This is a genomic window from Bacillota bacterium (assembly GCA_029961055.1).
GTDB lineage: Bacteria > Bacillota > Sulfobacillia > JAIMAT01 > JAIMAT01 > JAIMAT01.
The window spans coordinates 197,184-223,573 of sequence record JASBVM010000005.1 but is presented as its reverse complement, the minus strand read 5'-3'; the positions used below and the strand labels follow the sequence as shown (position 1 = coordinate 223,573).

General features: G+C 72.6%; 22 protein-coding genes and 1 pseudogene. All 23 read right to left on the bottom strand.

The genetic code is table 11. From position 1 onward, the window contains the following. Positions 1-7 precede the first annotated feature (7 nt). Positions 8-811, bottom strand: coding sequence for a VanW family protein (locus tag QJR14_02735; protein ID MDI3316538.1), 804 nt, complete (start codon positions 809-811; stop codon positions 8-10). 216 nt (positions 812-1,027) lie between these two features. Next, positions 1,028-3,322 carry a polyribonucleotide nucleotidyltransferase gene (locus tag QJR14_02730; protein ID MDI3316537.1) on the bottom strand — a complete coding sequence of 765 codons (2,295 nt, stop codon included), beginning with the start codon at positions 3,320-3,322 and terminating at the stop codon, positions 1,028-1,030. A 57-nt stretch (positions 3,323-3,379) separates the two neighbouring features. Further along, positions 3,380-3,652, bottom strand: coding sequence for a 30S ribosomal protein S15 (rpsO, locus tag QJR14_02725; protein ID MDI3316536.1), 273 nt, complete (start codon positions 3,650-3,652; stop codon positions 3,380-3,382). A gap of 121 nt (positions 3,653-3,773) precedes the next feature. Further along, positions 3,774-4,718, bottom strand: a complete 945-nt coding sequence (locus QJR14_02720; protein MDI3316535.1) for a bifunctional riboflavin kinase/FAD synthetase — start codon at positions 4,716-4,718, stop codon at positions 3,774-3,776. Beyond that, positions 4,705-5,682, bottom strand: a complete 978-nt coding sequence (gene truB, locus QJR14_02715) for a tRNA pseudouridine(55) synthase TruB (GenBank protein MDI3316534.1) — start codon at positions 5,680-5,682, stop codon at positions 4,705-4,707. Before truB ends, QJR14_02720 begins: the two co-directional genes overlap by 14 nt. Continuing rightward, positions 5,679-7,031 (bottom strand): 30S ribosome-binding factor RbfA, encoded by a 1,353-nt coding sequence (gene rbfA / locus QJR14_02710; GenBank protein ID MDI3316533.1) that lies wholly within the window; start codon positions 7,029-7,031, stop codon positions 5,679-5,681. Before rbfA ends, truB begins: the two co-directional genes overlap by 4 nt. 17 nt (positions 7,032-7,048) lie before the next feature. Continuing rightward, positions 7,049-9,730 (bottom strand): translation initiation factor IF-2, encoded by a 2,682-nt coding sequence (gene infB, locus QJR14_02705; protein MDI3316532.1) that lies wholly within the window; start codon positions 9,728-9,730, stop codon positions 7,049-7,051. After that, complete coding sequence (locus tag QJR14_02700; protein ID MDI3316531.1) at positions 9,642-10,145, bottom strand: ribosomal L7Ae/L30e/S12e/Gadd45 family protein; 504 nt, start codon at positions 10,143-10,145, stop codon at positions 9,642-9,644. The genes infB and QJR14_02700 overlap by 89 nt, the downstream gene beginning before the upstream one ends. After that, complete coding sequence (locus QJR14_02695) at positions 10,142-10,435, bottom strand: YlxR family protein (protein ID MDI3316530.1); 294 nt, start codon at positions 10,433-10,435, stop codon at positions 10,142-10,144. The genes QJR14_02700 and QJR14_02695 overlap by 4 nt, the downstream gene beginning before the upstream one ends. Positions 10,436-10,787: 352 nt before the next feature. Continuing rightward, a pseudogene (nusA, locus tag QJR14_02690) lies at positions 10,788-11,822 on the bottom strand (transcription termination factor NusA). 21 nt (positions 11,823-11,843) lie between these two features. After that, complete coding sequence (locus QJR14_02685) at positions 11,844-12,320, bottom strand: ribosome maturation factor RimP (GenBank protein ID MDI3316529.1); 477 nt, start codon at positions 12,318-12,320, stop codon at positions 11,844-11,846. A 153-nt stretch (positions 12,321-12,473) separates the two neighbouring features. Continuing rightward, complete coding sequence (locus QJR14_02680) at positions 12,474-13,445, bottom strand: SDR family NAD(P)-dependent oxidoreductase (protein ID MDI3316528.1); 972 nt, start codon at positions 13,443-13,445, stop codon at positions 12,474-12,476. Positions 13,446-13,468: 23 nt separating this feature from the next. Then, positions 13,469-17,179: a PolC-type DNA polymerase III gene (locus QJR14_02675; GenBank protein MDI3316527.1), complete on the bottom strand. Its 3,711-nt coding sequence runs from the start codon at positions 17,177-17,179 to the stop codon at positions 13,469-13,471. A 5-nt stretch (positions 17,180-17,184) separates the two neighbouring features. Then, complete coding sequence (locus tag QJR14_02670; protein ID MDI3316526.1) at positions 17,185-18,930, bottom strand: proline--tRNA ligase; 1,746 nt, start codon at positions 18,928-18,930, stop codon at positions 17,185-17,187. 100 nt (positions 18,931-19,030) lie between these two features. Next, the gene (ispG, locus tag QJR14_02665; protein ID MDI3316525.1) at positions 19,031-20,140 is read right to left on the bottom strand and encodes a flavodoxin-dependent (E)-4-hydroxy-3-methylbut-2-enyl-diphosphate synthase; all 1,110 of its coding nucleotides are present in this window, start codon (positions 20,138-20,140) and stop codon (positions 19,031-19,033) included. A 65-nt stretch (positions 20,141-20,205) separates the two neighbouring features. Then, positions 20,206-21,333 carry an RIP metalloprotease RseP gene (gene rseP, locus QJR14_02660; GenBank protein ID MDI3316524.1) on the bottom strand — a complete coding sequence of 376 codons (1,128 nt, stop codon included), beginning with the start codon at positions 21,331-21,333 and terminating at the stop codon, positions 20,206-20,208. Next, positions 21,327-22,541, bottom strand: a complete 1,215-nt coding sequence (locus tag QJR14_02655; GenBank protein MDI3316523.1) for a 1-deoxy-D-xylulose-5-phosphate reductoisomerase — start codon at positions 22,539-22,541, stop codon at positions 21,327-21,329. The genes rseP and QJR14_02655 overlap by 7 nt, the downstream gene beginning before the upstream one ends. 31 nt (positions 22,542-22,572) lie before the next feature. Further along, positions 22,573-23,376, bottom strand: a complete 804-nt coding sequence (locus QJR14_02650) for a phosphatidate cytidylyltransferase (protein ID MDI3316522.1) — start codon at positions 23,374-23,376, stop codon at positions 22,573-22,575. Continuing rightward, on the bottom strand, positions 23,366-24,166 hold the full coding sequence (locus tag QJR14_02645) for an isoprenyl transferase (GenBank protein MDI3316521.1): 801 nt from the start codon (positions 24,164-24,166) through the stop codon (positions 23,366-23,368). Before QJR14_02645 ends, QJR14_02650 begins: the two co-directional genes overlap by 11 nt. Before the next feature lies 1 nt (position 24,167). After that, on the bottom strand, positions 24,168-24,404 hold the full coding sequence (locus tag QJR14_02640; GenBank protein ID MDI3316520.1) for a hypothetical protein: 237 nt from the start codon (positions 24,402-24,404) through the stop codon (positions 24,168-24,170). 3 nt (positions 24,405-24,407) lie between these two features. Next, complete coding sequence (frr, locus tag QJR14_02635) at positions 24,408-24,965, bottom strand: ribosome recycling factor (GenBank protein ID MDI3316519.1); 558 nt, start codon at positions 24,963-24,965, stop codon at positions 24,408-24,410. After that, complete coding sequence (gene pyrH / locus QJR14_02630; GenBank protein ID MDI3316518.1) at positions 24,962-25,699, bottom strand: UMP kinase; 738 nt, start codon at positions 25,697-25,699, stop codon at positions 24,962-24,964. The genes frr and pyrH overlap by 4 nt, the downstream gene beginning before the upstream one ends. A 32-nt stretch (positions 25,700-25,731) precedes the next feature. Next, entirely contained in the window at positions 25,732-26,382 is a 651-nt protein-coding gene (gene tsf, locus QJR14_02625; GenBank protein MDI3316517.1) for a translation elongation factor Ts, read from the bottom strand. Between the last annotated feature and the right edge of the window lie 8 nt (positions 26,383-26,390).

Below are 26,390 nucleotides of genomic sequence, written 5' to 3'. Positions count from 1 at the left end.
ACCACGCCTAGTTCGTCGAGCCGCCTGCCGAAGCCTGCGCCGGAGCCAGGATCCAGACGTGCAGCTGCCAGCCCTCGATGGCGGCGCGGATCAGGATGGGCCCGTCGCTGTCGTTGCGGAAGCGGAAGTCGAGCATGTCCCAGGCGACCGTCGCGTCCCGTCCGGGCGGCACGTAATCCACCGCGAGGCTGTGGGCGTGCCGCTCCACCACCTCCAGGTGGGCGTCCAGGACGGCGTTGTACAGGGTGGAGGAGACCTGGCAGAGCCCGCCGCCCAGACCGGGCACGAAGGCCTCGCCGGAGATGACGGGTGCGTCCAGGTAGCCCCGCTCCCGTGTCGGCTCGCCCAGCACCTTCCAGAAGGAGAAGACCTCCCCCGGCCGGACCAGCACGTAGTCGAGCGAGGAGGCGCCCACCTCGATGTTGTGCACCCGCTCCCAGCTTCCCTCCAACCAGGTGCGGTAGCCGCCCAGCTCGCGGGTCATGGAGCGCAGGAGCCTGGCCGTGATGCGGGGCTCGATGGGCAGCCGGACGGCGCGGACGCGGCCGCCGGCCGGTGCGTTCAGGACCGCCCGGACCGTCGCCGCCACGTCGATCTGCTCGCCGGCCCTTTCCGGGAGGATCCGCCCCGTGCGGCGCTCGACGCGGGCGTCCCGTGGCGGCCGGTACCGGGCGTGGGCCATCCTCTCCACCCTGGAGCGGACCTCGGCCGGCAGGAGACCGCCCATGGGCTGGCCGTCCAGGGTGACACCCGCACGGACGCCGAAGAGGAGCCGTTCCACCCGCGGCACGGCACCGCCCGCCGCCAGCACCAGGACCAGCCCCAGGACCAGGAGCCAGCCGCTCCGCCGGCCGTCGAAGCCTTTCTTGCCTCCTCCGGCCCCCCGACGCCGAGCCAGCGTCTTCGCCTCCGCCCCACGGCTATGCCGGGGATGTCCGGAGCATGACCGGCCCTTCCATGCAAAGAAGCTTCCCCCGTTCGCCGGTCCGGAAGGAAGCTCTGCGATATCCCTTCAGAAAGACCCTGGTCAGTTCGAGCCGGGGCTGCCGGAGCCGCCTCCCCGGTGCGGGTGGCCGTGGCGCGAACGGTGGCGCGGAGCACGTTCCGCCTCGTCCGCCCCCGGCGCACGCCCGTCCTTGACGGCGCCCTTGCCCGCGCCGTGCCCGGCGGGACCGTGATGATCGGGAGGTGCGGGTTTGCGATGGAGCTCCTCCTCCTCGGCGCGCTCGGGGAACTGGCGAAGCGCGTCGCGGCGGGAGAGGTTGACCCGGCCGAGCTCGTCGATCTCGGTCACCTTGACCAGGATCCGGTCGCCCAGGGAGACCACGTCCTCCACCCGCCCGACCCGCTCGGGGCCGGTGCTGAGCTGGGAGATGTGGACCAGGCCGTCCTTCCCGGGCAGCAGCTCGACGAAGGCGCCGAAGTTGGTCAGCCGGACCACCTTGCCGAGGTAGACCTCGCCCGGCGTCACCTCGTGGGTCAGCTCGTGGATCATGGCCACCGCGCGCTGGGCCGCCTCCAGGTCGGGCGTGGCCACGTAGATCTTGCCCGTCTCCTCCACGTCGATCTTGGCGCCGGTCTCCTGGACGATGCGGTTGATGGTCCGGCCACCCGGGCCGATGACGTCGCGGATCCGGTCCGGATGGATCTGCAGCGTGAGGATGCGGGGCGCGTACGGCGAGAGCTCGGGGCGAGGCCTGTCGATGGCCTCCAGCATCTTGCCCAGGATGAAGAGCCGACCCTGGCGCGCCTGCTCCAGCGCCCGCGCCAGGATCAGCCGGTCGACGCCCTGGATCTTGGCGTCCAGCTGCATGGCGGTGATCCCGTTGCGCGTGCCGGCCACCTTGAAGTCCATGTCGCCCAGATGATCCTCGATGCCCTGGATGTCCGAGAGGATCTCCACCTGCTCGCCCTCGCTGATCAGGCCCATGGCGATCCCGGCGACAGGCTCCCGGATGGGGACGCCGGCGTCCATCAGCGCCAGCGTGCTGCCGCAGACCGAGGCCATGGAGGAGGAGCCGTTGGACTCCAGGATCTCGGAGACCAGCCGGATGGTGTAGGGGAACTCTTCCTCGGAGGGGATCATCCGCTGGAGCGCCATCTCCGCCAGCCGCCCGTGGCCGATCTCGCGCCGGCCGGGCGCCCGCAGCGGCCGCACCTCGCCGGTGGAATATGGCGGGAAGTTGTAGTGGTGGAGGTAGCGTTTGTACTCCTCCGGCTCGCCCAGGGAGTCGAGGAACTGCCGGTCCTCCAGCGCGCCCAGGGCGGCCACGGTCAGCGCCTGCGTCTGCCCTCGCGTGAAGAGCGCCGAGCCGTGCGTCCGGGGCAGGAGCCCCACGCGGCAGCTGACCGGCCGTATCTCGTCCGGGCGGCGCCCGTCGGGCCGGACCTTCTCGTCGAGGATCATCTGGCGGAGCTGCTCGCGCTCGACGGCGTCGAGCACGGTGGCGACCGCCTTCTCCTGCTCGGGGAAGCGTTCCAGCAGGCTGGCGAGGAGCGTCTCCTTGGCGGTGGCCAGCGCCTCCTCCCGGGCCAGCTTGTCGGGGTTGCGGAGCGAGCTCCGGATCGGCGCGGTGGCTTCGCTGCGGACCGCTTCCTCCAGATCGGGGGGGACGCTGACGGGCGTGAAGGCGAACTTGGGCTGGCCCAGCTCGGCCACGATCCCGTCCTGCCATTCGATCAGCTGGCGGATCGCCTTGTGGGCGAAGTCCATCGCCGCCAGGATGTCTTCCTCCGGCAGCTGGTCGGCGTTCCCCTCGACCATGATCACCGCGTCGCGGGTGCCCGCCACGGTCAGGTCCAGGCGCGACGCCTGGTACTGTTCGAGCGTCGGGTTGAGGACGAAGTTGCCGTCGACCATGCCCACCGTGACACCGGCGATCGGCCCGTTGAACGGGATGTCGGAGATGGAGAGGGCGATGCTCTCGCCCAGGATGCCCAGGATGTCCGGCTGGTTGTCGCCGTCGAAGGAGAGGACGGTGCAGACGACCTGGACCTCGTTGGTCAGCCCCTTGGGGAAGAGCGGGCGGATGGGCCTGTCCATGAGGCGGGCGGAGAGGACCGCCCGTTCGCTCGGCCTGCCCTCGCGGCGGAAGAAGCTGCCCGGGATCCGCCCCGCCGCGTACTGCCGCTCCTCGAAGTCGACGCGGAGCGGGAAGAAGTCGATCCCTTCCCGCGTCTCCCTGGACATGACCGCGGTCACCAGGACCACGGTGTCCCCGTACCGGACCAGGCAGGCGCCGTTCGCCTGTCTGGCCACCTCGCCGATCTCCACGGTCAGAGGTCTTCCGGCCAGGGTGGTGCTGTAGACGCGCTTCTCCAAATACTGGCCTCCTCTCGTACGCATGGGGCGGGGGAGGTCCCCCGCCGCCGCCTCACCTCATCGGATCCGGATGCCCAGGCTCTCGGTCACTTCCCGGTACCGCTTCGGGTCGTGCCGTTCCAGGTAGTTGAGCAGCCGGCGACGCTTGCCCACCATCTTGAGCAGCCCGCGGCGCGAGTGATGGTCCTTGGGGTGCGCGCGCAGGTGTTCGGTCAGGTCGTTGATCCTGCGCGTCAGGATGGCCACCTGCACTTCCGTGGAGCCGGTGTCCTGGGGGTGATGGGCGTAGCCTTCGATGATGCTCCGCTTGGTCGCCTGGTCCAGCGACATGCCTTGCTCGCCTCCCTCGTCGACGCGCCTTGCGGCGCCCTGTCGCCCTCGGCCAGGAGTGCGTCGGGAGGTCGCTCGCCACTCCGAGCCGGGGTCCAAACCCTTGAAAACCGCGCTTATTCTACCACGCAAGCCGCCGCCGGGCCGCTTCGACGTCTTGCGCGATCTGCTGGCGGAGCGCCTCGGGTCCGGAGAACTTCCGCTCCTCCCGCAGCCGGTCGACCAGGTCGACCAGGAGCCAGGCGCCGTACAGCTCGACCCGGGCGTCGAGCAGGTGTGCCTCCACCGTCTCCCGCCGGCCGCCGAAGGTGGGCCGGAGGCCGACGTTGACCACCGCCGGCCAGCGCCGCCCGTCGCCGGAGCCGCCCGGCCCGTCCGCCCGCTCCACCCAGGCGGCGTAGACGCCCCGGGCGGGATGGATCAGCTCCTCCGGCAGCTCCAGGTTGGCCGTGGGGAAGCCCAGCTCATGCCCGCGGCGGTCGCCCGCCACCACGCGCCCCTCCAGGCGGAAGGGACGGCCCAGCAGCCGCGCCGCCTCGCGTACATCGCCCTGCAGGAGCCGCTCCCGGATCCTGGAGGAAGAGACCGGCTGCCCGTCGTCGCGGACCGGCTCCACCACCACCGTCTCGAAGCCCGACTCCGCGCCGAGGCGTCGGAGCGTCTCCGGCCGCCCCTCCGCCCCCCGCCCGAAGGTGAAATTGTAGCCAACCACCACCGAGCGCGCCTCCAGCCGCTCCACCAGGAGCTCGCGGACGAAGCGCTCGGCCGGCCAGCCGGCGATCTCCCTCGAGAAGGGGATCTCGAAGAGCGCGTCGACCCCCAGCGCGGCCAGCCTGCGGGCGCGTTCCTCGCGCGTGGTGAGGAGCCTGGGCGCCCCCGCGGGCGCCAGGACGTACGCCGGGTGCGGCCAGAAGGTGAGCACCACCGCCTCGCCGCCCCGGGTGCGGGCCCGCTCCACCGCCCGCCGGATCAGCTCCTGGTGCCCCAGGTGGACGCCGTCGAAGGCGCCGATGGCGATCCGCGCCCGGCGCGCCGCGAACGCCTCCAACCGGTCAGAGCGTCGCACGCCAGCTCTCCTCCGCCCGCCAGATCATCTCCGGCCGGCAGACGTACCAGGCAGAGCCCTCCGGCCGGAGGCGGACCACGCCCACCCAGCCGTCCCGGCTCTGCACCTGGATCCGCTCCGGCGCGGGGTCGCCCTGCACCAGCAGCCGCGGGAGGCGGATCGGCTGCCCGTGGCGGAGCCGGCGGGCGTCGATGCGGTCGACCGTCACCCGCCCCATCTCGGGCAGCGCCCGCTCCGGAGGAAGGAGCGCCTGCCAGCGCTCCTCCGGACGGAGCTCCTCCAGCTCCTCCAGCGTGAAGGCGTCGCGCAGGTGGTGGCCTCCCACCTCGACCCGAAGCAGCGACTCCAGCACGGCGCCCGGGCCGACCTCCTCGCCCAGCCGGGCACAGAGCGACCGGACGTAGGTGCCGGCCGAGCATCTCAGGTCCAGCAACGCCGCCGGTTCCGGCCCGTCGCGCCATTCCTTCAGCTCCAGCCGGTCGATGCGCACCTCCCGCTCCGGCATCTCCACCTGGCGGCCCTGCCGGGCCAGGCGGTAGGCGCGTTCGCCCTGGACGTGGACGGCCGAGTAGATCGGCACCGGCAGCCGGACCCTGCCCACGAAGCGAGGAAGCACCGCCTCCACCTGCTCCCGGCGCAGCGCCGTGGCGTCGCCGCGCTCCCACCGGCTCCCCTCCACGTCGCCGGTCTCCGTGGCCAGCCCGAAGCGGCACCAGAAGAGGTAGCGCTTCTCGCCGCCCAGCAGGTAGCTGAGGAGCCGCGTCCCCCTTCCCACGCCGAGCAGCATCAGCCCGGCCGCTGCCGGATCCAGCGTGCCGGCGTGGCCGACCCGCCGCTCGCCGAAGAGGCGCCTCACCCGATGGATCAGCTGCTGCGAGGTGGGTCCGGGCGCCTTCACCACGGGCAGGAGCCCGCCCTCGCGGGCGCGCCTGGGCTCGTCCGCGTTCGCCCCGCTCAGGCTCATCCTTCCTCGCCCCCAGCCTCCGGCCCGGCGTCCAGCTGCTCCCGCACGGCCTGGCCGACCTGCCGGGCCGCCTCCTCCACGGGCGCCGGCAGCGTGCACCCGGCGGCGCGGGCATGGCCGCCGCCGCCGAAGCGCTGGGCGACCCGGCTCACGTCCAGCCAGCGGTTGGAGCGGAGGCTCACCCGCGTGGCCGGGCGTCCCTCCAGGCTCACCTCCTGGAAGAGCGCCGCCACCTCCACCCCGCTCAGGCTGCGCGGGTAGTTGACCAGGCCCTCCACCTCGTCCTCCCCGGCGCCGGTCGCCTCCAGCACGGCCCGCGGCACGCGCACCCAGGCATAGGCGCCGCCGGCCTCCACCTGGAGGCTCTCCAGCACCCGGCTGAGCAGGCGGAGCGAGCTGAGGGGCCGCTCCTCCCAGAGCCGGCGCGAGATCTCCGCCGGTTGCGCCCCGGCCCGCACCAGACGGGCCGCCCGCTCCAGCGTCTCGGGCCGCGTGTTCGAGTAGCGGAACCCGCCGGTGTCGCTGGCGATGGAGGCGAAGAGCGCGGTCGCCACCGCCTCGTCCAGATCCACGCCCAGGGCCTCCAGGAGATCCATCACCTGCTCGCCCACGGCGGCCGCCCCGGGTTCGATCCAGCGGGTGCTCCCGAAGCCCGTGTTGGAGGGATGGTGGTCGATGTTGACCACTTCCTCCAGCGGCTCGATCAGCGGCCGGAGCCGGCCGACCCGCTCCAGGTCGCCGCAGTCCAGGAGGACCGCCGCCTCCACCGCGTCCAGCGGTGCCGGCGGCTCGAAACGGTCCGCGCCCGGCAGCCAGCCCAGGTTGTAGGGGATGCCGCCGTCCACCATGAAGCGCACCCGCTTCCCCGCCCGTTCCAGTGCCAGGCCCAGCCCCAGCGCCGAGCCCACCGCGTCGCCGTCGGGCCGGACGTGGACCGCCATCAGCAGGGAGCGGGCGGAGCGGAGCGCCCGGACCACCGCTTCCTTCCCCTCGTGGGCGCGCTCCTCCGCCTCGCGGACGTCCCGGATCAGCTTGGAGATGCGGACGCCGCGCTCGATGCTGTGGTCGGGCACCCACTCCAGCTCGGGGGCGAAGCGGAGGCGGAGGCGCCGGGTCACCTCGCCCCGGATGTAGCCGACGGAGTTGCGCAGCCCCTGCAGGGTGGCCGCCTCCTCCTCGGGGCCACCCAGGACGCTGACGAAGACGCGCGCGTGCCGGAGGTCGGTGCTGACCTCGACCCCGGTGATGGAGACGAAGCCGATCCTGGGATCCTTCAGCTCGCGGAGGATGGCGCTCAGCTCCCGCTCGATGCCTCCCGCCACCCGCCCCAAGCGCGTCTTGGAGACCACGTCGACCCCTCCACCGTTCAGCGGGCCACCTCGACCGTCTCGAAGGCCTCGAGGCTGTCGCCCACCTTGATATCGTCGAAGCGTTCCAGCCCCACGCCGCACTCGTAGCCCTGGGCCACCTCGCGGGCGTCCTCCTTGAAGCGGCGGAGCGAGGCGATCTTCCCCTCGTAGACGACCACGCCGTCGCGGACAAGCCGGGCGCCGGCGTGACGGCGGAGCACGCCCTCCTGGACGTAGCAGCCGGCGACCGTGCCCACGTCGGGCACGCGGAAGGTCTGGCGGACCTCCGCCCGCCCGATCACGCGCTCCTCCGTCTTGGGCGCGAGGAGCCCGCGGACGGCCTTCTTCACGTCGTCCAGGAGCTCGTAGATCACCCGGTAGAGCTGGATCTCCACCTTCTGGTCCTGGGCCAGGGCGGCCGCCTTGGCGTCGGGGCGGACGTTGAAGCCGACGATGATCGCGTCGGAGGCGGCGGCCAGCATCACGTCCGACTCGTTGACGCCGCCCACGGCGGCGTGGATCACCTCCACGCTCGCCTCCTCCGTCCGGATCTCGCCGAGCGAGCTGCGCAGCGCCTCCAGCGTCCCGGCCACGTCGGCCTTGAGGATCACCCGCAGCTCCTTGCGGCCGCCCTCCGCCTGCCGCGCGAAGAAGGTGGCCAGGGTGACCGGCTGGCGCGTGCCGATCTCGGCCTCGTGCGCCTGTTCCTGGCGGGAGAGCGCGATCTCCCGCGCCTTCCGCTCGTCCTCCACGACGCGGAAGACGTCGCCCGCCATGGGGAGCGTGTCGAAACCCGAGATCTCCACGGGCGTGCCGGGGCCCGCTTCCTCCAGGCTGCGGCCGCGGTCGTCCGTCATGGAGCGGACGTGGCCATAAGCCGCGCCCGCGACGAACGCCTGGCCCTGCCGGAGCGTGCCGTCCTGGACCAGGACCGAGGCAACCGGCCCCAGGCCGCGGTCGAGGCGCGCCTCGATCACGGTGCCGATGGCCGGGCCGTCGGGGTTGGCGCGCAGCTCCTGCATGTCGGCCACCAGCAGGACCATCTCCAGGAGCTCGCCGATCCCCTCCCGCTTGAGCGCCGAGACGGGCACCACCACCGTCTCGCCGCCCCACTCCTCGGGCACCAGGCCCTGCTCGGCCAGCTGCTGCTTCACCCGGTCGGGGTTGGCGTTCGGCTTGTCGATCTTGTTGAGTGCCACCACGATGGGCAGGCCGGCCGCCCGGGCGTGCTGGATCGCCTCGACCGTCTGCGGCATGATCCCGTCGTCGGCGGCCACCACCAGGACGGCCACGTCCCCGATCTGGGCGCCCCGGGCACGCATCGCGGTGAAGGCCTCGTGCCCCGGCGTGTCCAGGAAGACGATCCGCCGCCCGTTCTGCTCGACCGTCGAGGCGCCGATGTGCTGGGTGATGCCACCCGCCTCGCTGGCGGCGACGCGCGTCTCGCGGATCGCGTCCAGGAGGCTGGTCTTGCCGTGGTCGACGTGCCCCAGCACCACCACCACCGGCGGTCGCTCGCTGCCCGAGGTGGCTCCCTCCGTCAGCCGTTCCTGGAGGAGCTCCTCGTCGCTCAGCACCCGCTCCGCCTGCCGGATGCTGGCGCGGGAACCGAAGGCCTCCGCCACCCGTGCCGCCGTCTCCACCGGGATCTCCTGGCCGGCCGAGGCCATGACGCCCATGCCGATCAGCTTCCGGACCACCTCGGGGGTGGGCAGGTGGAGCTTCTCCGCCAGGCGGGAGACGCCGATGACACCCTCGTCCAGCTCGATCTCGGCCGGCACCTGGATCTGCGCCAGCCGCTCGGCGCTGCTGCGCTTCTTCCGGCTGGGCGCCTTCGGCCCGCGGTGGGTGCGGCGCTCCTCCTCCAGGTCGATCGCCCGGCCGTCCCGCCATTCGCCCTTGGCCGCCGCCGGCCTGCCGCCGCGACCGCGCCTGGCGGGCCGGCCACGCTGGCCCGCGGGCGCCGCACGGCCCGCGCCGCCCGGGGCAGGGCGGCCACCGCCGGGGGCGGGCCGACCGCCAGCCGGAGCAGGGCGACTTCCGCCCGGCGTGGGCCGACCGCCGCCAGGGGCGGGGCGACCCCCCGCCGGAGCGGGGCGGCCTCCGCCCGGAGCGGGGCGACCGCCGCCCCCTCCGACTCGCCCCGCCGTGGCGCCCGGTCGCCCACCAGGGCGCCCGGCGCCCGCCGCTCCACCGGGCCGTGCCCCGGGCCGGTAACCGCCCGCCGCCGGGCGCGCCCCGGCACCGTTGACCGCTCCCGCTCCGCGCGCCTCGCCCGGCCGGTGGTGGGCCGGCCCTCCCCCGCCCGGCCGGGCGGCGGGCCCATGCCCGGCCTGGGCGGCCCCTTCATACGGGCGGCCTCTGGCCCCGCCCTGCGCGCCCGCTGCGCTGCCGGGCCGGGAGCCGGGTCCTGCCGGACGCTCCGCCTGCCCCGGCTGCGGCCGCGCTGCGCGCGCGGGCCCGGTCCCGCCTCCGCCCGCGGCGGCAGAGCGGCCCTCCGCGCCGGCTGGAACGCCCGCGGTGCCCCCCTTCTCCCCCGGCGCCGCCGGCTGCCCCGCCGCCTTGACCGGACCGCGGCCGGCGGGGCGCTGAGCGGCCCGATCGGCGAACTCACGACGGATCCGCTCGGCCACGCGGTCGTTGATCGTGCTCATGTGGTTGTTGATGTCGATGTTCATCGTGTTGCGAAGGAAGTCCAGGATCTCCTTCGAATGGATGTGCAGCTCGCGCGCCAACTCGTAGACTCGGATCGCGTGCGGCAATAGCCCTCACCTCCCGACGAGCCCGCCCGGCGGCTTCGCTCGTCTCTTTCCACTCGTTCATCAACTTTCCGGCCAGCCCGCGGTCGACCACCGCCAGAACGCCGACCGGCGAGCGGCCGATCGCCGCCCCCAGCTCGGCCTGGCGGCCGGCGCGCACGCAGGTGACGCCGCGGCGGGCCGCCTCGCGGCCGACCTCCTCGGCCGCCGAGGGTCCCGCATCCTCAGCGACGACCACCAGCTCCGCCACACCGTCGTGCAGGGCCTGGCGCGCCGCCCGTCGCCCCCAGGCCACCTTCCCAGCCGCCATGGCAAGCCCCAGGATCTCCCGCCAGCGCACGGGGAGACGGCTCACGGCGTCGCCTCCCGGCCGGCCAGCGCCCTCTCGACGCTGCGCCGCAGCTCCGTCACGACCTCCGGTGCGGGACGGAGCCGGAACGCCCGTTCCAGGCGTGCGGGCACCAGTCCACGCTCCACGCAGGCGGGGTCGGCGTGGAGGTAGGCGCCCCGGCCGGGCCGCTTCCCGGTGGGATCGACCTGGATCTCCCCGTCCGGGGTCCGGACCAGCCGCAGCAGCTGCCGCTTCCCCTCCACCTCGCCGCAGCCGATGCAGGTCCTCTGGGGGAGCTTTCGCACCTTGGCCATCCTCGCCATCCCCTGCTCTCGCTCGGCACGCGCTGAAGCCGGCCAGGCCGGCCGCCCGTGCTCACTCGTCCTCGTCGTCGTCCGGGAGCCGCCCCTGATCCGCCTCGCGGTCCCCTCCCTCCCCGGCCTCGCCCTCCGGCGCCTCCGGGAAGGGAGGGAGATCCTCGTCGAAGTCCAGCTCGTCCCCGCTCAGCTCGCCCGACTCCTGCAGCCTCCGGCGGCGCTCCTCGCGCTCGCGCCGCTCCTTCAGCGCCTGCCGGAAGGCGCGCTCGAACGGGAGCATGTCGGCCTCGCTGACAAAGGTGCGCATCTCCTCGCCGCCACCCGACTGGACAGCCGCCTTCATCGCCTCGTCGGCCAGCTGCGACTCGCTCCGGATGTCGATGCGGTAGCCGGTCAGCTTCGCCGCCAGGCGCGCGTTCTGGCCCGCCCGGCCGATGGCCAGCGAGAGCTGGTAGTCGGGGACGATGACCCGGGCTGCACGCTCCTGGTCGTTGATCCGCACCTGGCTGACCCGCGCCGGGCTGAGCGCCGAGGCGACGAACTCGGCCGGATCGTCGGACCAGCGGATGACGTCGATCTTCTCTCCGTGGAGCTCGTTGACCACGTTCTGGATGCGCATCCCCCGGTGGCCGACGCAGGCGCCCACCGGGTCCACGTTCTCGTCCCGGGAGGCGACCGCCACCTTGGCACGGGCACCGGCCTCGCGGGCGACGGCGCGGATCTCCACCACGCCGTCGTGGATCTCCGGCACCTCCAGCTCCAGGAGGCGCCGGAGCAGCCCCGGGTGTGCCCGCGAGAGGATCACCTGCGGGCCCTTCGGCGTCTGGCGGACCTCGGCCAGGTAGACCCGGATCCGGTCGCCGGGCCGGTAGACCTCGCCGGGGATCTGCTCGGACGGAAGCAGGATCGCCTCTGTACGGCCCAGGTCGATGTAGACGTTCCGGCCCTGGACCCGCCGCACCACCACGGTCAGCAGGTCGCCCTCGCGGCTGGCGAACTCCTCGTAGACCAGCTTCCGCTCCGCCTCGCGGAGCTGCTGCATCACGACCTGGCGCGCCGTCTGGGCGGCGATGCGGCCGAAGTCGCGCGGCTCCACCGGCTGTTCGACCACGTCGCCCACCTGGTAGGACGGGTCGATGGCGCGCGCATCCTCCAGGCTGATCTGGGTCTCCGGATCCTCGACCGGATCGGAGACGGTCATCTGGCTGATGACGTGGAAATCGCCGCTCTCCGGGTCGATCCGGACGACCACGTTGCTCGCCGAGCCGTAATGCTTCCTGTAGGCCGACTTGAGCGCCGTCTCCAGCGCCTCGATCAGGACGTCCCGGTCGAGCCCGCGTTCCGCCGCCAGCGCATTGAGCGCGTCGAGCAATTCCTGGTTCATGCTGCGCCCTCCTGGAGCAGTTCAGCTCTCCTCCTTCAGCTGCACGCGCGCCACCTTCGACCGGGGAAGGCGAAGCAGCCGTTCGCCTTCCTCCCCCTCCACCGCCAGAAGCAGCTCCTCCCCTTCCAATCCCTCCAGCCGTCCCACATGGTTTCGCGACCCCTCCAGCGGCTCGAAGCAGCGGACCTGGACCGTCCTGCCGCGGAAGAAGGCGAACTCGCGATCGTTGCGCAGGACCCGGTCGAGCCCCGGAGAGGCGACCTCGAGATAGTAGGGCTCGCCGATCACCTGCAGCTCGTCGAGTCGTGGATCGATGGCGCGGGAGAAGCGCTCGCAATCCTCCATGGTGACACCGCCCTGCGGCCGCTCGATGACGAAGCGCAGGAACCGCCGCCCCTTCTCCCGCTGCCAGGCCACGTCCAGGAGCAGAAGGCCGAGCCCCTGCAGGAGGGGCTCGGCCAGCTGGGCGGCCGCCTCCTCGATCGCCTTCCGCGCCAACCGCCTCACCCCCGACGACGGAGCTGCCACACACAGAGAAGAGTGGGTGCGACACCCACTCTTCCACGCCCCCGGTGAAGTCGTTTCACTATAGCATGGTCGTTCCACGGCGGGCAACAGGGGCCGGGCCGCCGGATGCGGCCTGGCAGCCGCTCACTCCCCGTCTTCGGCAAACCAGCGGAGGGTGCGGTCCAATCCCTCTTCCAGGGGGACCTGCGGCCGCCAGCCCAGCGCCCGCTCGATCCGGCCGGGGTCGAGGAGGCTGGAGCGGAGGTCGCCCGGCCGCGGCTCGCCATGAACCGCCGGCGGCGCCTCCACCGCCGCCACCTCCGCCAGCGCCCGGCGCATCAGGGCCTCCAGCCGGTTGACGCTGGTCCCCCGCGCCGTGCCCACGTTGAGGGCGGCGAAGGGGGGGCCCCCGGCCGGCCAGAGCTGCCCGCCCGCGGTCTCCAGGGCGAGCCGGTTGGCCCGCGCCACGTCTTCCACGTACACGTAGTCGCGGACGTTCTCGCCGTCGCCGTGGATCTGCGGCGCCTCGCCCCGGAGCAGGCGGCCGCTGAAGATGGCGACCACCCCCGCCTCGCCGTGGGGATCCTGGCGCGGCCCGTAGACGTTGCCGTAGCGGAGCGCCACCGTCTCCAGGCCGTACTCCCGGGCGAAGAACTCCAGATACCGCTCGCCCGTCCACTTGGCGATGCCGTACGGGGAGACGGGGGCGAGCGGGTGCTCCTCCGTCGCCGGCTCTCCCACGTCGCCGTAGAGCACGCCGCCGGAGGAGGCAAAGACCAGCCGCCCCACCCGGCTCGCCCGGGCCGCTTCCAGGACGCGCAGGAGGCCCAGCACGTTGACGCGCGCATCCTCGGCCGGCTCGCGCACCGAGCGGCTGACGGAGATCTGCGCCGCCAGGTGGAGGACCCCCTCCGGCCGGACCGCGGCGAAGACCTCGCGCACCGCCTCGGCGTCGGCCACATCGGCGACGAAGAGCTCCGCCTCCGGAGGCACCTGCTCGGCCCGCCCGCTGGACAGGTCGTCCATCACCGCCACCCGGTGGCCGGCCCGCAGGAGCTCCTTCACGCTGGCGCTGCCGATGAAGCCGGCACCGCCCGTCACCAGGATCGTGGACACGGCCCGCCGCCCCCTTCGCTCGCTCAGAAGAGCACCATCTGGTCGGAGAGCGGCAGCCCCGCGAGGACGCCGTGCTTCTCCAGGAGCTCCATCACCGCCCGACTCAGCCGGGCCCGCCGCTGCAGATCCTCCCGGGAGAGGAAGGGCGCCTCCTCCCGCGCGGCGACGATCGCCTCCGCGGCCCGCGCGCCCAGCCCCTGGATGGCGACGAAGGGCGGCCGGAGCGCGCCTTCCTCCACCAGGAAGCGGGACCGGTCCGACCGCTCCAGGTCGATGGGAAGGAAGCGGATCCCGCGGAGCGCCATCTCCACCGCCACCTCCAGGATGGTCACCTGGTTCTTCTCCTTGACCGAGGCCTCGTTCCCCTTCGCCTCGATGGCGCGGATGCGGTTGCGCCAGGCCTCCGGCCGCTCGCCGATCCAGGCGGCGTCGAAGTCGTCGGCGCGGACGCTGAAGTAGGTGGCGTAGAAGGCGGCGGGGTGGTGGACCTTGAACCAGGCGATGCGGAAGGCCATGATCACGTAGGCCACCGCGTGCGCCTTGGGGAAGAGGTAGCTGATCTTCTGGCAGCTCTCGACGAACCAGTCGGGCACGCCGTGGCGCCGCATGGCTTCCTCGTCGGAGGGCTTGAGTCCCTTCCCCTTCCGCACCTGCTCCATGATGCGGAAGGCTTCCTCCCGTTCCAGGCCCCAGCGGATCAGGGCGAGCATGATGTCGTCGCGGGTGGAGATCACGTCCTGGAGCGTGGCGCGCCCGGAGGCGACCAGCTCCTGGGCGTTGTTGTTCCAGACGTCGGTGCCGTGGGAGAGGCCCGAGATGCGGACCAGCTCGGCGAAGCTCCTGGGGCGGGTCTGGGAGAGCATCCCGCGCACGAAGCGGGTGCCGAACTCGGGCAGGCCCAGGCTGCCCACGTCGGTGCCCAGCTCCTCCGCCGAGAGGCCGAGCGGCTCCAGCCCGGAGAAGAGCGCCAGCGTCGCCGGGTCGTCGAAGGGGATGGAGTGGGCGTCGACGCCGGTCAGGTCCTCCAGCATGCGGATCACCGTCGGGTCGTCGTGGCCCAGCAGGTCCAGCTTGACCAGCCGCGAGGAGATCGAGTGGTAGTCGAAGTGGGTGGTGACCGTCCCCGACTCCCGGTCGTCGGCGGGGTGCTGGAGCGGCGTGTAGCGCAGGATGTCGTCGTCCCGCGGCACCACCATCAGTCCCCCCGGGTGCTGGCCGGTGGTCCGGCGCACCCCGGAGCAGCCGCGGACCAGGCGGCGGACCTCCGCCTCCCGCGGCTTCCTGCCGGTCTGCTCCGCCCAGGCGCGGACGAAGCCGAAGGCGGTCCGCTCGGCGATGGTGGAGATGGTGCCCGCGCGGAAGACGTGGCCCTCGCCCAGCAGCTCCTCGGTGTAGCGGTGGATGCGCGGCTGGTACTCGCCGGAGAAGTTGAGATCGATGTCGGGCACCTTGTCGCCGTGGAAGCCCATGAAGGTGGCGAAGGGGATGTCGTGGCCGTCCTTGGCCAGCTCGGCGCCGCAGCGGGGGCAGCTCCGGCGGGGCAGGTCGAAGCCCGAGGCGACGCCGGGATCGGCCGGGAAGTCGCTCCAGCGGCAGGAAGGACAGCGGTAGTGCGGCGGCAGGGGGTTGACCTCGGTGATCCCCAGCATGGTCGCCACCAGGGAGGAACCCACCGACCCCCGCGAGCCGACCAGGTAGCCGTCCTCCAGCGACTTCCGCACCAGCCGCTGGGCGATCATGTAGAGGCTGGCGAAGCCGTTGCCGACGATGGCGCGGATCTCGTACTCCAGCCGCTCGCGGACGATCTCCGGGAGCGGGTCGCCGTAGAGCTCGTGCGCGCGCCGGGTGGCCATGCTCTGCAGCTCCTCCGCCGCCCCCTCCAGCTCCGGCGCGTGGAGCCCCTCCGGGACCGGCAGGATGTCGGCGCTGCAGAGCGCCGCCACCTGCTGCGGGCCCTCCACCACCACCCGGCGGCAACGCTCCTCGCCGAGGTAGGCGAACTCGGCCAGCATCTCCTCGGTGGTGTGGAAGTAGAGCGGCGACTCCCGCTCGGAGTCGTCGTATCCCTGGGCCGCGTGGAGCACGTTCCGGTAGATGCCGTCCTCCGGCTCCACGAAGTGGCAGTCGCTGGTGGCGCAGACCGGCTTCCCCAGCCGCTCCCCCAGCTCGACGATGCGCCGGTTGATCTGGCGGAGCGCCTCCTCGTCGGGCAGGCGGCCCCCCTCGATCAGGAAGCGGTCGTTGGCCAGCGGCTGCACCTCGAGGTAGTCGTAAAAGGAGGCGATCCGCTCCAGCTCCTCATCGCCCGCCCCCGCCAGGATGGCGCGGAAGAGCTCCCCCCGCTCGCAGGCGGTCCCGATCAGGAGGTGTTCCCGCCTGCTGGCCAGGAGACTCTTGGGGATGCGCGGGAAGCGGTGGAAGCTCTCCAGGTGGGAGCGGGTGACCAGCTCGTAGAGGGCGTGCAGCCCTTCCTGGTCGCGGGCGATGACCACCGCGTGGTTGTACGGCTTGCTCAGGTCGCTCTCGTCGACCTGCAGGTAGGCCTCCATGCCGTAGAGGATCTTGATGCCGTACTTCTTCCCGGCCTCGTACGCCTCCGGGAAGGACTGGACCACCCCGTGGTCGGTCACGGCGATGGCGGGGTGCCCCCACTCCGCCGCCCGCCGGATCAGCTGGGTGGCGTCGCTGACCGCGTCCATGGCGCTCATGCGGGTGTGGCAGTGGAGCTCCACCCGCTTCTCGGGGGCCAGGTCCCGCCGCCTGCGCGGCGCCACCACCTGGACGTCCCGGGCACCCAGCCGCGGCTCGCCCGCCGCCCGGTCGAGCGCCCAGCGGCCGTGGACCCGGAGCCAGAGGCCCGGCTCCAGCCGGGCAAAGCGCTCGGCCCGCCGCCCGGGCAGGAAGCAGCGGACGGTCAGGCTGTCGCTGCCGTCGCTCAGGTCCAGCTCGTAGAGCCAGCGGCCGTTCTTCAGCTCCCGCCCCTGGATGGAGAGGATCTCGCCCTCCACCGCCACGTCGGCCTCTTCCTCGCCCAGCTCCGCCATGCGCACCGGTTCCTGCGCGACGGCGCGCCCCAGCAGGAGCTGCCCCTCCGCCCAGCCGGGCTCCTCGGTCGCGGCCCCCGCGGCGGCGCCCCCGCCCCCCTCCGCCCGGCTGTGGAGCGCTTCGAGCGCCTCGCGCACCAGCTCCGCCGCGGCCTCCTCCGGGTCGGCCTCCTCCTCCGCGCTCTCGTCCACCACCAGCCGGATCTCCACCGGCCGGCCCAGGAGCCGCTCCGCCTCGCGCGCCAGGAGCCCCTCGGCGTGCTCGTCGCGCAGCCAGTCTCTGCTTGAGGCGTTGGCCAGGTGGAGCTCCAGGCAGCCGGGCTGGGACCACTCCGGGCGCGCGGCGCGCAGCAGCGGGCCCAGCGCCCGGTTCTGCGCCGAGACGGCTTGCACCAGGCGCGGGTAGGCTTCCTCGGGCGAGAGGTTCCGGTACTCCACCCGCCAGCGGCCGAAACCCGGAAAGCGCCGCTCCAGCCAGGAGACCAGCGAGCCGTTCCAGGCGGGGTCGCCGCCCGAGAGCTCGACCACACCCTCGCTGCCGTCGGCCGCCAGGCGGAGCCCGACCACCTGGACCGGTGCTAGGCGCCGGCGCTCCTCCTCGGGCAGCACGGGCCAGAGCTCGCCCAGGAGCCAGTCCACCCCGCCGGAGCGGGGATGGGACGGCTCCACGCGCAGCCATCCGACCGGCACTTCGTTCACCCTTGCTCGCCGGAAAGGGCCGCGCGGTCCGCCTCCAGCCGCTCGCGCAGCGCCGGGACGAGCCGCTCGGCGGGCAGCCGCTCGGTCTCCCGGGTGGCCCGCCGCGTCAACTCCACCTCGCCTTGGGCCAGCGCCTTCGGACCCACCGTCACCCTGTACGGGTAGCCGACCAGGTCGGCGTCGTTGAACTTGACGCCGCTCCGCTCGTCCCGGTCGTCCAGCAGGACCTCCACGCCCGCCTCGCCGAGCTGGCGGTAGAGCCGGTCCGCCATCTCCCGCTGGGCCGGGTCGGCGTAGTGGACCGGCACGACGACCACCTCGAAGGGCGCCACGCTGACGGGCCAGATGATCCCGGCATCGTCGTGGTGCTGCTCGATCACCGCCGCCACCGTGCGGGTGACGCCGATCCCGTAGCAGCCCATCTGGACCGGGCGGCTCCGCCCTTCCTCGTCGTAGTAGGTGGCGCCCAGCGCCTGCGAGTACTTGGAGCCCAGCTCGAAGACCTGGCCCACCTCGATGCCGGCGCGGCTCTCCATGGGTGTCCCGCAGCGGGGGCAGGGGTCGCCGGCGCCCACCAGCCGCAGGTCGTGGACCGGCCCGGCGGGGAAGTCCCGGCCCGGGTTGGCGTTGCGAAAGTGCCAGTCCTCCTCGTTGGCACCAACCGCCCAGTTCCGCCCGGCCGCCACCTCCCGGTCGAGGAGGAGCCGCGCGCCCCGCAGCCCCACCGGACCGGCCGAGCCGAAGGGAGCGCCGGTCGCGCGCCGCACCTGCTCCTGCTCGGCCATGCGCACCTGGATGGCGCCCAGGGCGTTCTTCAGCTTCACCTCGTTGAGCGCGCGGTCGCCGCGGATGACGGCCGCGACCAGCTCTTCCTGGCCCCCGGCGTAGGTGGCGACGTAGAAGAGGATCTTGCCCGTATGCTCCACGTCGATGGGCAGGAAGTCGACCAGCGCCTGGATGGTGCGCACCCCCGGCGTCGCCACCCGCTCCAGCGGCTGCGGCTCCTCGTCGCGGGCCGCCGGCGGCGCGGACTCCGCCTTCTCGGCGTCGGCCGCGTAGCCGCAGCGGGGGCACCAGACCACCTGCGCCTCTCCGCTCTCCGCCAGCGCCATGAACTCGTGGGTGTAGCTTCCTCCGATGGCGCCCGAGTCGGCCTCCACCACCCGGAACTCCAGGCCGCAGCGGCGGAAGACGCGCGCATACGCGTCGTACATGACCTGGTAGCTCCGGTGCATGCCCTCCTCGTCCCGATCGAAGGAGTAGGCGTCCTTCATGACGAACTCCCGCGCCCGCATCACGCCGAAGCGGGGGCGGACCTCGTCCCGGTACTTGTTCTGGATCTGGTAGAGCGTGAAGGGAAGCTGCCGGTACGAGCCGACCGTCCCCCGCACCAGGTCGGTGATGATCTCCTCGTGCGTCGGCCCCAGGGCGAAGAGCCGGCCGTGGCGGTCCTGGAGCCGGAACATCTCCGGGCCGTACTCCTCCCAGCGGCCGCTCTCCTGCCAGAGCTCGGCCGGCTGCACGATGGGCAGCCGCACCTCCAGGGCGCCCGCCCGGTTCATCTCCTCGCGGACGATCGCCTCCACCTTCTGGATCACCCGCGTCCCCATGGGCAGGAAGGTGTAGATCCCCGCCGCCACCTTGCGCATCAGCCCCGCCCGCAGCATCAGGCGGTGGCTCGGGATCTCGGCCTCCGCCGGCTCCTCCCGGAGCGTCGGGGCCAGGTACTGCGAGAGGCGCATGCCACCGATCCCCCCGTCCGTTCTGGCCTGCTGGCAGAAAAAGTTCCGCGGGGGCCTGTCCGCCCCTGCGGAAGAGGAGCGCGCGCCGCGCCCGTCCCGGCTACGTCCCGGACTTCATCGGCGCCGCGGGCTCCTCCTGGTGGCCCAGCGCCTCGATCTCCTCCAGCAGGACGTCCACCATCTCGCTTTCGGGCACCTTGCGGAGGACGTGACCCCTCCGGAAGATGAGTCCCACGCCGTTGCCCGAGGCCAGTCCGATGTCGGCCTCGCGGGCCTCCCCCGGGCCGTTGACGCCGCAACCCATGATGGCCACCTTGAGCGGCCTCTCCACGGCGGGCATCCGTGCCTCGACCTCGTGGACGATGCGGAAGAGGTCCACCTCGCAGCGCCCGCAGGTGGGACAGGAGACGATCTCCAGCCGCTTCTCCCGCAGGCCGAGGGCGTAGAGGACCTCCAGGCCCACCTGGATCTCCTCGGCGGAGTCGCCCGTGATAGAGACCCGGATGGTGTCGCCGATCCCCTCCGCCAGGAGATGGCCGATCCCCACCGAGGACTTGACCGCCGCCGCCAGGCCCGGTCCCGCCTCGGTGACACCCAGGTGGAGCGGATACGGCACCCGCTGCGCGATCTCCTCGTACGCCTCGATCATGGTGGGGACGTCGGAGGCCTTGAGCGAGATGACGATGTCGTGGAAGTCCATCCGCTCCAGGATCTCCACGTGCCGGAGCGCGCTCTCCACCATGGCGGTGGCCGAGCGCCCGTACCTCTCCAGCAGCCCTTTCTCGATGGAGCCGGAGTTGACGCCGATGCGGATGGGGACGCCCCGCTCCCTGCAGGCGGCCACCACCTCGCGCACCTTCCATTCGGCGCCGATGTTGCCCGGGTTGATCCGGATCTTGTCGACGCCCTGGCGGAGCGCCTCCAGCGCCAGCCGGTAATCGAAGTGGATGTCGGCCACCAGCGGGAAGTCCCCCACCTCCCGCTTGATGGCGCCGAGCGCCGCGGCAGCCTCCATGTCCACCACCGCCAGGCGGATCAGGTCGGCACCCGCCATGGCCAGGCGGCGGATCTCGTCCACCGTCGCCGCCACGTCGCGGGTGTCGGTCTTGGTCATGGTCTGGACGGTGACCGGCGCTCCGCCCCCGATGGCCACCTTGCCCACGTGAACCTGCCGGCTCTCGCGCCGGTGCACGTTGTCGACCCCCTTCACCTCCGCGCCGTCCGCCGCCCGGCGGCTCGCGGCGCCGCGGCGGGCGGCCCCCGCGGGCTCGCCTCTCAGCCGATCAGCCGGACCAGATCGCGGTAGGTGACCGCGATCATCAGCAGCATCAACAGGGCGAAGCCGATGAACTGGACCAGGTTGGCCTTGGCCGGATCGATCGGCTTCCCCCGGATCCATTCGATGACGATGAAGAGCAGGTGGCTGCCGTCCAGTGCCGGGATGGGCAGCAGGTTGATCAGGCCGAGGTTGGCGCTGATCAGCGCCCCCCAGAGGAGCAGGTAGGAGATCCCCAGGAGACTCGCCTGGAAGATCTCCGCGCCGATCCCCACCGGCCCCATCACCTGGACGCCCTGGGCGCGGCTGATCATGGCGCCGATGCCCTGGAACCAGCCGGTGACGACCCCCCAGGTGGTGGCGAACGCCTGCCCGATCCCCTCCAGCGGCGGCATCCGCCGGAGCTCGCTGGCCGGGGCCACCCCCACCAGCCCCTTGCCGTCGGCCTGCCGCAGGGGCGTCACCGTCAGCTCCACCAGGCGGCCGGCGCGCTCCACCGTCAGCTCCAGCGGCCGGCCCGGGCTCCTGGCCACGATCTCCTGGAACTGCTCCCAGCGGGCAAGGCGCTCTCCCTGCACCGCCACCAGCCGGTCTCCGGGCTTCAGGCCGGCCGTGGCGGCCGGCAGTCCCGACTGGACGGACGCCACCCGCAGCGTCGCCCCGCTGGGAACGCCCGAGACGGTGAAGACGACGGCGAAGAGGACGACGGCCAGGAAGATGTTGAAGAGCGGGCCGGCGGCGATGATGGCCAAGCGCCAGAGGAAGGACTTGTCCTGGAACGAGCGGCCGGGCGGTATCGGGACCCGGAGGCTCGAAGGCGCCGCCAGGACCGGGCGTCCTGCCTCCGCGCCCGGCGCCGCCCCGCTCGGCCGGCCGGCGGTCACGTCGCGGGCCAGATCGTCGGGCTCGGCCTCCAGCCCGGCCAGCCGGCAGAAACCGCCCAGCGGGAGAAGGCGCAGGTTGTAGGCGGTCTCGCCCCAGCGAAAGCCCAGGAGGCGCGGCCCGAAGCCCACCGCGAACTCGTCCACGCGGACGCCGCTGATCTTGCCGAAGATGTAGTGGCCGAACTCGTGGAAGACGATGAGGAAGGCGAAGACGGCCACCACCAGGATCCAGTTGATCACCATGTCGCCGCCATCGCCTCCATCCGCTCCCGGGCCCGCTCCCGCGCCCAGCGATCGGCCTCCAGCACCTCGTCCAGCGACGGCTCCGGCAGCGGCCTGTGCTCGCTCAGCACCTCCCCCACCACCTCGGGCACCGCCAGGAAGGGGAGCCGCCCCTGCAGGAAACGCTCCACCGCCTCCTCCTGGGCCCCGTTGAGCACCGCGGGCGCGGTGCCGCCGGCCCGCCCCGCCCGGTACCCCAGGTCCAGCGACGGGAAGTTCTCCCGGTCGGGCCTCTCGAACTCCAGCCGTCCCGCCTCCGTCAGGTCCAGCCGCCGCACCGGCGACGGCCACCGTTCCGGATAGGTCAGCGCGTACTGGATGGGCAGGCGCATGTCGGCGGCAGCCAGCTGGCCCAGGACCGATCCGTCGACGAAGGCCACCAGCGAGTGGACGATGCTCTGCGCGTGGATCACCACGTCGATCTGATCATACCCGAGGCCGAAAAGGAAATGCGCCTCGATCACTTCCAGCGCCTTGTTCATCAGAAGCGCCGACTCCACGGTGATGCGCGCCCCCATCCGCCAGGTGGGGTGGCGGAGCGCCTGCTCCACCGTCACGCCGCTCAGCTGCTCCCGGCTCCAGCCGCGGAAGGGCCCCCCCGAGGCGGTCAGGATCAGCTGCGCCACCTGCCGCCCGGCGCCCGCGCCGGCGAGGCACTGGAAGATGGCGCTGTGTTCGCTGTCCACCGGGATCAGCGGCGCGTCGGGCCGGTGGACGGCCAGCCCCCCGGCTCCGGCCAGCCAGGGATGGAGCCTCTCCAGCTCCCTTCGGACCACCGGCCCGCCGGCCACCAGGCTCTCCTTGTTCGCCAGGGCCACCCTCTTGCCGGCGCGGAAGGCGGCCAACACCGGCCCGAGACCCGCGACACCACCGATGGCCGCCACCACCAGCTCTCCCGGCGTCTCGGCCGCCAGCTCGGCGGCGGCCCCGGGCCCTGCCAGGACCTCGGTGCCCGTGCCCGCCAACCGGGCGCGCAGCTCCCGCCCCGCCTGCTCGTCGGCGACAGCCACGCGCTGCGGGCGGAACTCCTCCACCTGCTCCTCCAGGCGCCTCACGTCGCGCCCGGCGGCCAGCCCCCGCACCCGCCAGCGACCCGGGTGCGAGCGGACCACGTCCAGGGCCTGTCGCCCGATCGAACCCGTCGAGCCCAACACGATCAGATCGCGCAACACCACGCCTCCCGGTCGATCGGCGCCGGGCTCAGCCTGTGCCGGAGAGAAGACGGATCAGGATCAGACTGGTGGGAGCGATGAGGAGGAAGCTGTCGAAGCGGTCCAGCACCCCGCCGTGACCGGGGATGAGGCTTCCCGAGTCCTTCAGCTCGGCCGCCCGCTTGACCAGCGACTCGAACAGGTCTCCCACGGGCCCCAGAAGGGCTGCCACCAGACCGAGCGCCAGCGATCCCGCCAGGTCGAGTCCCGTCCACGGCATCGCCGCCAGCCAGACGGCCACGGCGGTGACGCCTCCCGCCACGGCGCCCTCCACGCTCTTGCCGGGGCTGAGCCCGGGAGCCAACGGCCGGCGTCCCCAGGCTCTGCCCACGAAGTAAGCGACCGCATCGTTCAGCCATGTCCCTGCGAAGACAAGGGTAAGCCAAAGCGCCCCCTGCTCCAAGCGTCGGAGAGCCACCGCGGAGGCGAAGAGCGACGGGTAGAGCACACCGGCCACCACCGCCAGGTACTCGACCAGAACGTCGCGGGCAGGGCGCTTCTCCTGCACCACCTGCCACTCCGCCCGGGCGAGCAGGACCAGCAGGGCCAGCGCCAGGACGTCGAAGCCGACCCGGGGCGAGAACTGCCACGCCAACACCGTCAGGGCGGCCGGCACCGCCGGCAGCCAGGGGGAGAAGACGACCCCGAGCGCTCCCGCCAGGCGGCCGGCCTCGAAACCGGCCAGTCCGGCCAGGACGGCCATCACCGCCGCCAGCGGCCAGCCACCCAGCAGGATGGCCCCCACCAGCAGGGGAAGGCCTACCAGGACCGAGAGAAGGCGCTCACGGAGCATCGCCAGGCCACTCCGACAGTCCCCCGAAGCGGCGCTGCCGGTGCGAGTAGTCCTCCACCGCCTGGCGCAGCTGATCCTCACCGAAGTCGGGCCAGAGGACGTCGCTCACCCAGATCTCACAGTAGGCGATCTGCCAGAGGAGGAAGTTGCTGACCCGGTACTCGCCCGCCGTCCGGATCAGGAGATCGGGATCGGGGATCTCCGCCGTGCACAGTTCCCGGGCGAAACGTCCCTCGTCGATCTCCCGCGGATCGATCTCCCCCCGGCGGCTGGCCTCGGCCAGACGCCGGGCGGCCTCCAGGATCTCGCGCCGGCCCCCGTAGTTGAGCGCCACCTGCAGAAACAGGCGGCCGTTTCCGGCGGTCCTCGCCTCCGCCAGGCGGATCTGCTTCCGGGCAGCGTCCGGAATCTCGTCCACCGCGCCGATGGCGCGGAAGCGGACCCCCTGCCGGTACAGATCGTCCAGGTCGCGCGCGACCGTCTGGCCCAGCAGCTGCCAGAGGAGGTCGACCTCCTCCGGCGGCCGGCGCCAGTTCTCGGTCGAGAAGGCGTAGAGGGTCAGGTAGCGGACGCCCAGCTGGATGGCGGCGCGGATCACGCGCCGCACCGACTCCACGCCGGCCCGGTGCCCGAAGACCCGCGGAAGCCCGCGCCGCTGGGCCCAGCGCCCGTTCCCGTCCATGATGATGGCGACGTGCTGCGGAACGCCCAAGCCGCCCAGCGTCACCGCACGCTCGTCTTCCGACTTCGGACCCGCGGCCCCGGTCACCGCCCGCACCTCCGCTCCCACCCTACGCTCCCGGCGCGCTGGCCGGAAATTCGGGGAAGCGGGCCGCCAGGATCTCAAGCCCCTCGGCGCCGGGGCAAGGACGGACACGGACCACCATGGGCCGGCCGGTTCCATCGCCGGTCCACTCCACCTTCACCGGCAGGCCCGTTGCCCGCGCCTCGGCCTCGACCCGCTCGAGCGGCCGCAGCAGCCATCCCTCGGTGCCGGCGTCGCTTCCGCCGGATCCAACCTCCGTCAACCGTCAGACCTCCATGATCTCCTTCTCTTTGGCCTCCAGCGCGTCTCCCACCGCTTGGATAAAGCGGTCGGTCAGCTTCTGGATCTCCTCCTGCTCGCGCCGCTCCTGGTCCTCACTGAGCGTGTCCGCCTTCGTCTCGGCCTTCAGCCGCTCGTTGGCGTCGCGCCGGATGTTGCGGACCGCCACCCGGGCCTCCTCGGCCATCTTCCGCACCTGCCGGACCAGCTCGTTCCGCCGTTCCTGGGTCATCGGCGGGATGACCAGGCGGATCACGTTGCCGTCGCTGGACGGGTTGAGACCCAGGTCCGACTTGAGGATGGCGCGCTCGATCGCGGACATGAGGCTCTTGTCCCACGGCTGGATGACCAGCGTGCGCGGGTCGGCGGCGTGGACGGTGGCCACCTGTTGGACGGGCAGCTCGCTGCCGTAGGCGGGGACCCGGACCCGATCGAGGAGGGCCGGCGTCGCCCGGCCGGCCCGCAGACCGCCCAGCTCCCGCTGGAAGTTCTCCACCGCCTTCTGCATGCGCTCACGCGCCTCGTCGATCACGGCACGGCTCATTGCGACCCACCCCCGACCAGGGTTCCTATCGGCTCGCCCAGGACCACCCGCCGGATGTTGCCCGGCTTGGTCACGTCAAAGACGATGATGGGGATCCCGTTGTCCATGCAGAGCGACGCGGCGGTGGCGTCCATGACGCCGAGCCCGCGCTCCAGCACCTCCATGAAGCCGACGGTCTCGTAGCGCCGCGCCTCCGGGTGGAGGCGGGGGTCGGCGTCGTAGACGCCGTCTTCCTTGGTCGCCTTGAGGATGACCTGGGCCTCGATCTCGGCGGCCCGCAGCGCCGCCGTGGTGTCGGTGGAGAAGAACGGGTTGCCGCTGCCGGCGGCGAAGATGACCACCCGGCCCTTTTCCAGGTGACGGATGGCGCGGCGCCGGATGTACGGCTCGGCCACCTCACGCATCTCGATGGCGGTCTGGACGCGGGTGGGCACGCCGAGCTGCTCCAGGGCGTCCTGGAGCGCCAGCGCGTTGATCACGGTGGCCAGCATGCCCATGGCGTCGGCCGTCGCCCGGTCCATGCCCATGGAAGCGCCGGCCGCTCCGCGCCAGATGTTGCCGCCACCCACCACGATGCCCAGCTGGACGCCCAGCGCGGCCACCTCGGCGATCTGGCGGGCGAGGCTCTCCACCGTGGCCGGGTCGATGCCGTACCCTCTCTCGCCGGCCAGCACCTCGCCGCTCAGCTTGAGGACGATGCGACGGTATCGAGGTTTGGGCGCTGTCGTCTCCATGTGGGGAGAGACCTCCCTGGCGGCCGGCGACGCTAGGGCGCCAGCGGCTGCGTCTGCTCGCCGCCCGCGGCCCCGCCGGCCGGCTCTTCGCCCAGCTGGAAGCGGACGAAGCGTCGGACCACGATGTTCTCGCCGAACTGGGCGATCGCCGACTTGACCAGGTCGCCCACGGTCCGCTCGGGCTCCTTGACGAAGGGCTGGTCCAGCAGGCAGCTCTCGGCGTAGAACTGCTTTTCCAGGCGCCCTTCGACGATCTTATCCACGATGTTGGCCGGTTTTCCTTCCTCCAGCGTCAGCCGGCGGATCACTTCCCGCTCGTGCTCGACGACTTCGGGCGGCACCTGCTCCCGCGAGACCCAACGCGGGCTGGCGGCGGCGATGTGGAGCGCCAGGTCGTGGGCCAGCTGGCGGAAACCCTCGGTGCGCGCGACAAAGTCGGTCTCGCAGTTGAGTTCGAGGAGGACGCCCACGCGCCCGTTGGTGTGGATGTACGCCTCGATCAGGCCTTCGCCGGCATGGCGACCGGCCTTCTTGCCGGCGCTGGCCAGGCCTTTCTCGCGCAGCCAGTCCACCGCCTTGGCCATGTCGCCCCCGGTCGCCTCCAGCGCCCTCTTGCAGTCCATCATCCCGGCGCCGGTCCGTTCGCGGAGCTGTTTCACCTGTTCTGCCGAGATCTCCGCCATGCTCCGAC

Excerpts from the sequence above, each read along its gene's own strand:
- rpsO (MDI3316536.1), bottom strand. The coding sequence starts at position 3,652 with ATGTCGCTGGACCAGGCGACCAAGCGGAGCATCATCGAAGGCTACGCC.
- truB (MDI3316534.1), bottom strand. The coding sequence starts at position 5,682 with ATGAGCCTGAGCGGGGCGAACGCGGACGAGCCCAGGCGCGCCCGCGAG.
- QJR14_02695 (MDI3316530.1), bottom strand. The coding sequence starts at position 10,435 with ATGGCCAAGGTGCGAAAGCTCCCCCAGAGGACCTGCATCGGCTGCGGC.
- QJR14_02670 (MDI3316526.1), bottom strand. The coding sequence starts at position 18,930 with ATGCGCCTCTCGCAGTACCTGGCCCCGACGCTCCGGGAGGAGCCGGCG.
- rseP (MDI3316524.1), bottom strand. The coding sequence starts at position 21,333 with ATGGTGATCAACTGGATCCTGGTGGTGGCCGTCTTCGCCTTCCTCATC.
- QJR14_02650 (MDI3316522.1), bottom strand. The coding sequence starts at position 23,376 with ATGCTCCGTGAGCGCCTTCTCTCGGTCCTGGTAGGCCTTCCCCTGCTG.
- frr (MDI3316519.1), bottom strand. The coding sequence starts at position 24,965 with ATGAGCCGTGCCGTGATCGACGAGGCGCGTGAGCGCATGCAGAAGGCG.
- pyrH (MDI3316518.1), bottom strand. The coding sequence starts at position 25,699 with ATGGAGACGACAGCGCCCAAACCTCGATACCGTCGCATCGTCCTCAAG.
- tsf (MDI3316517.1), bottom strand. The coding sequence starts at position 26,382 with ATGGCGGAGATCTCGGCAGAACAGGTGAAACAGCTCCGCGAACGGACC.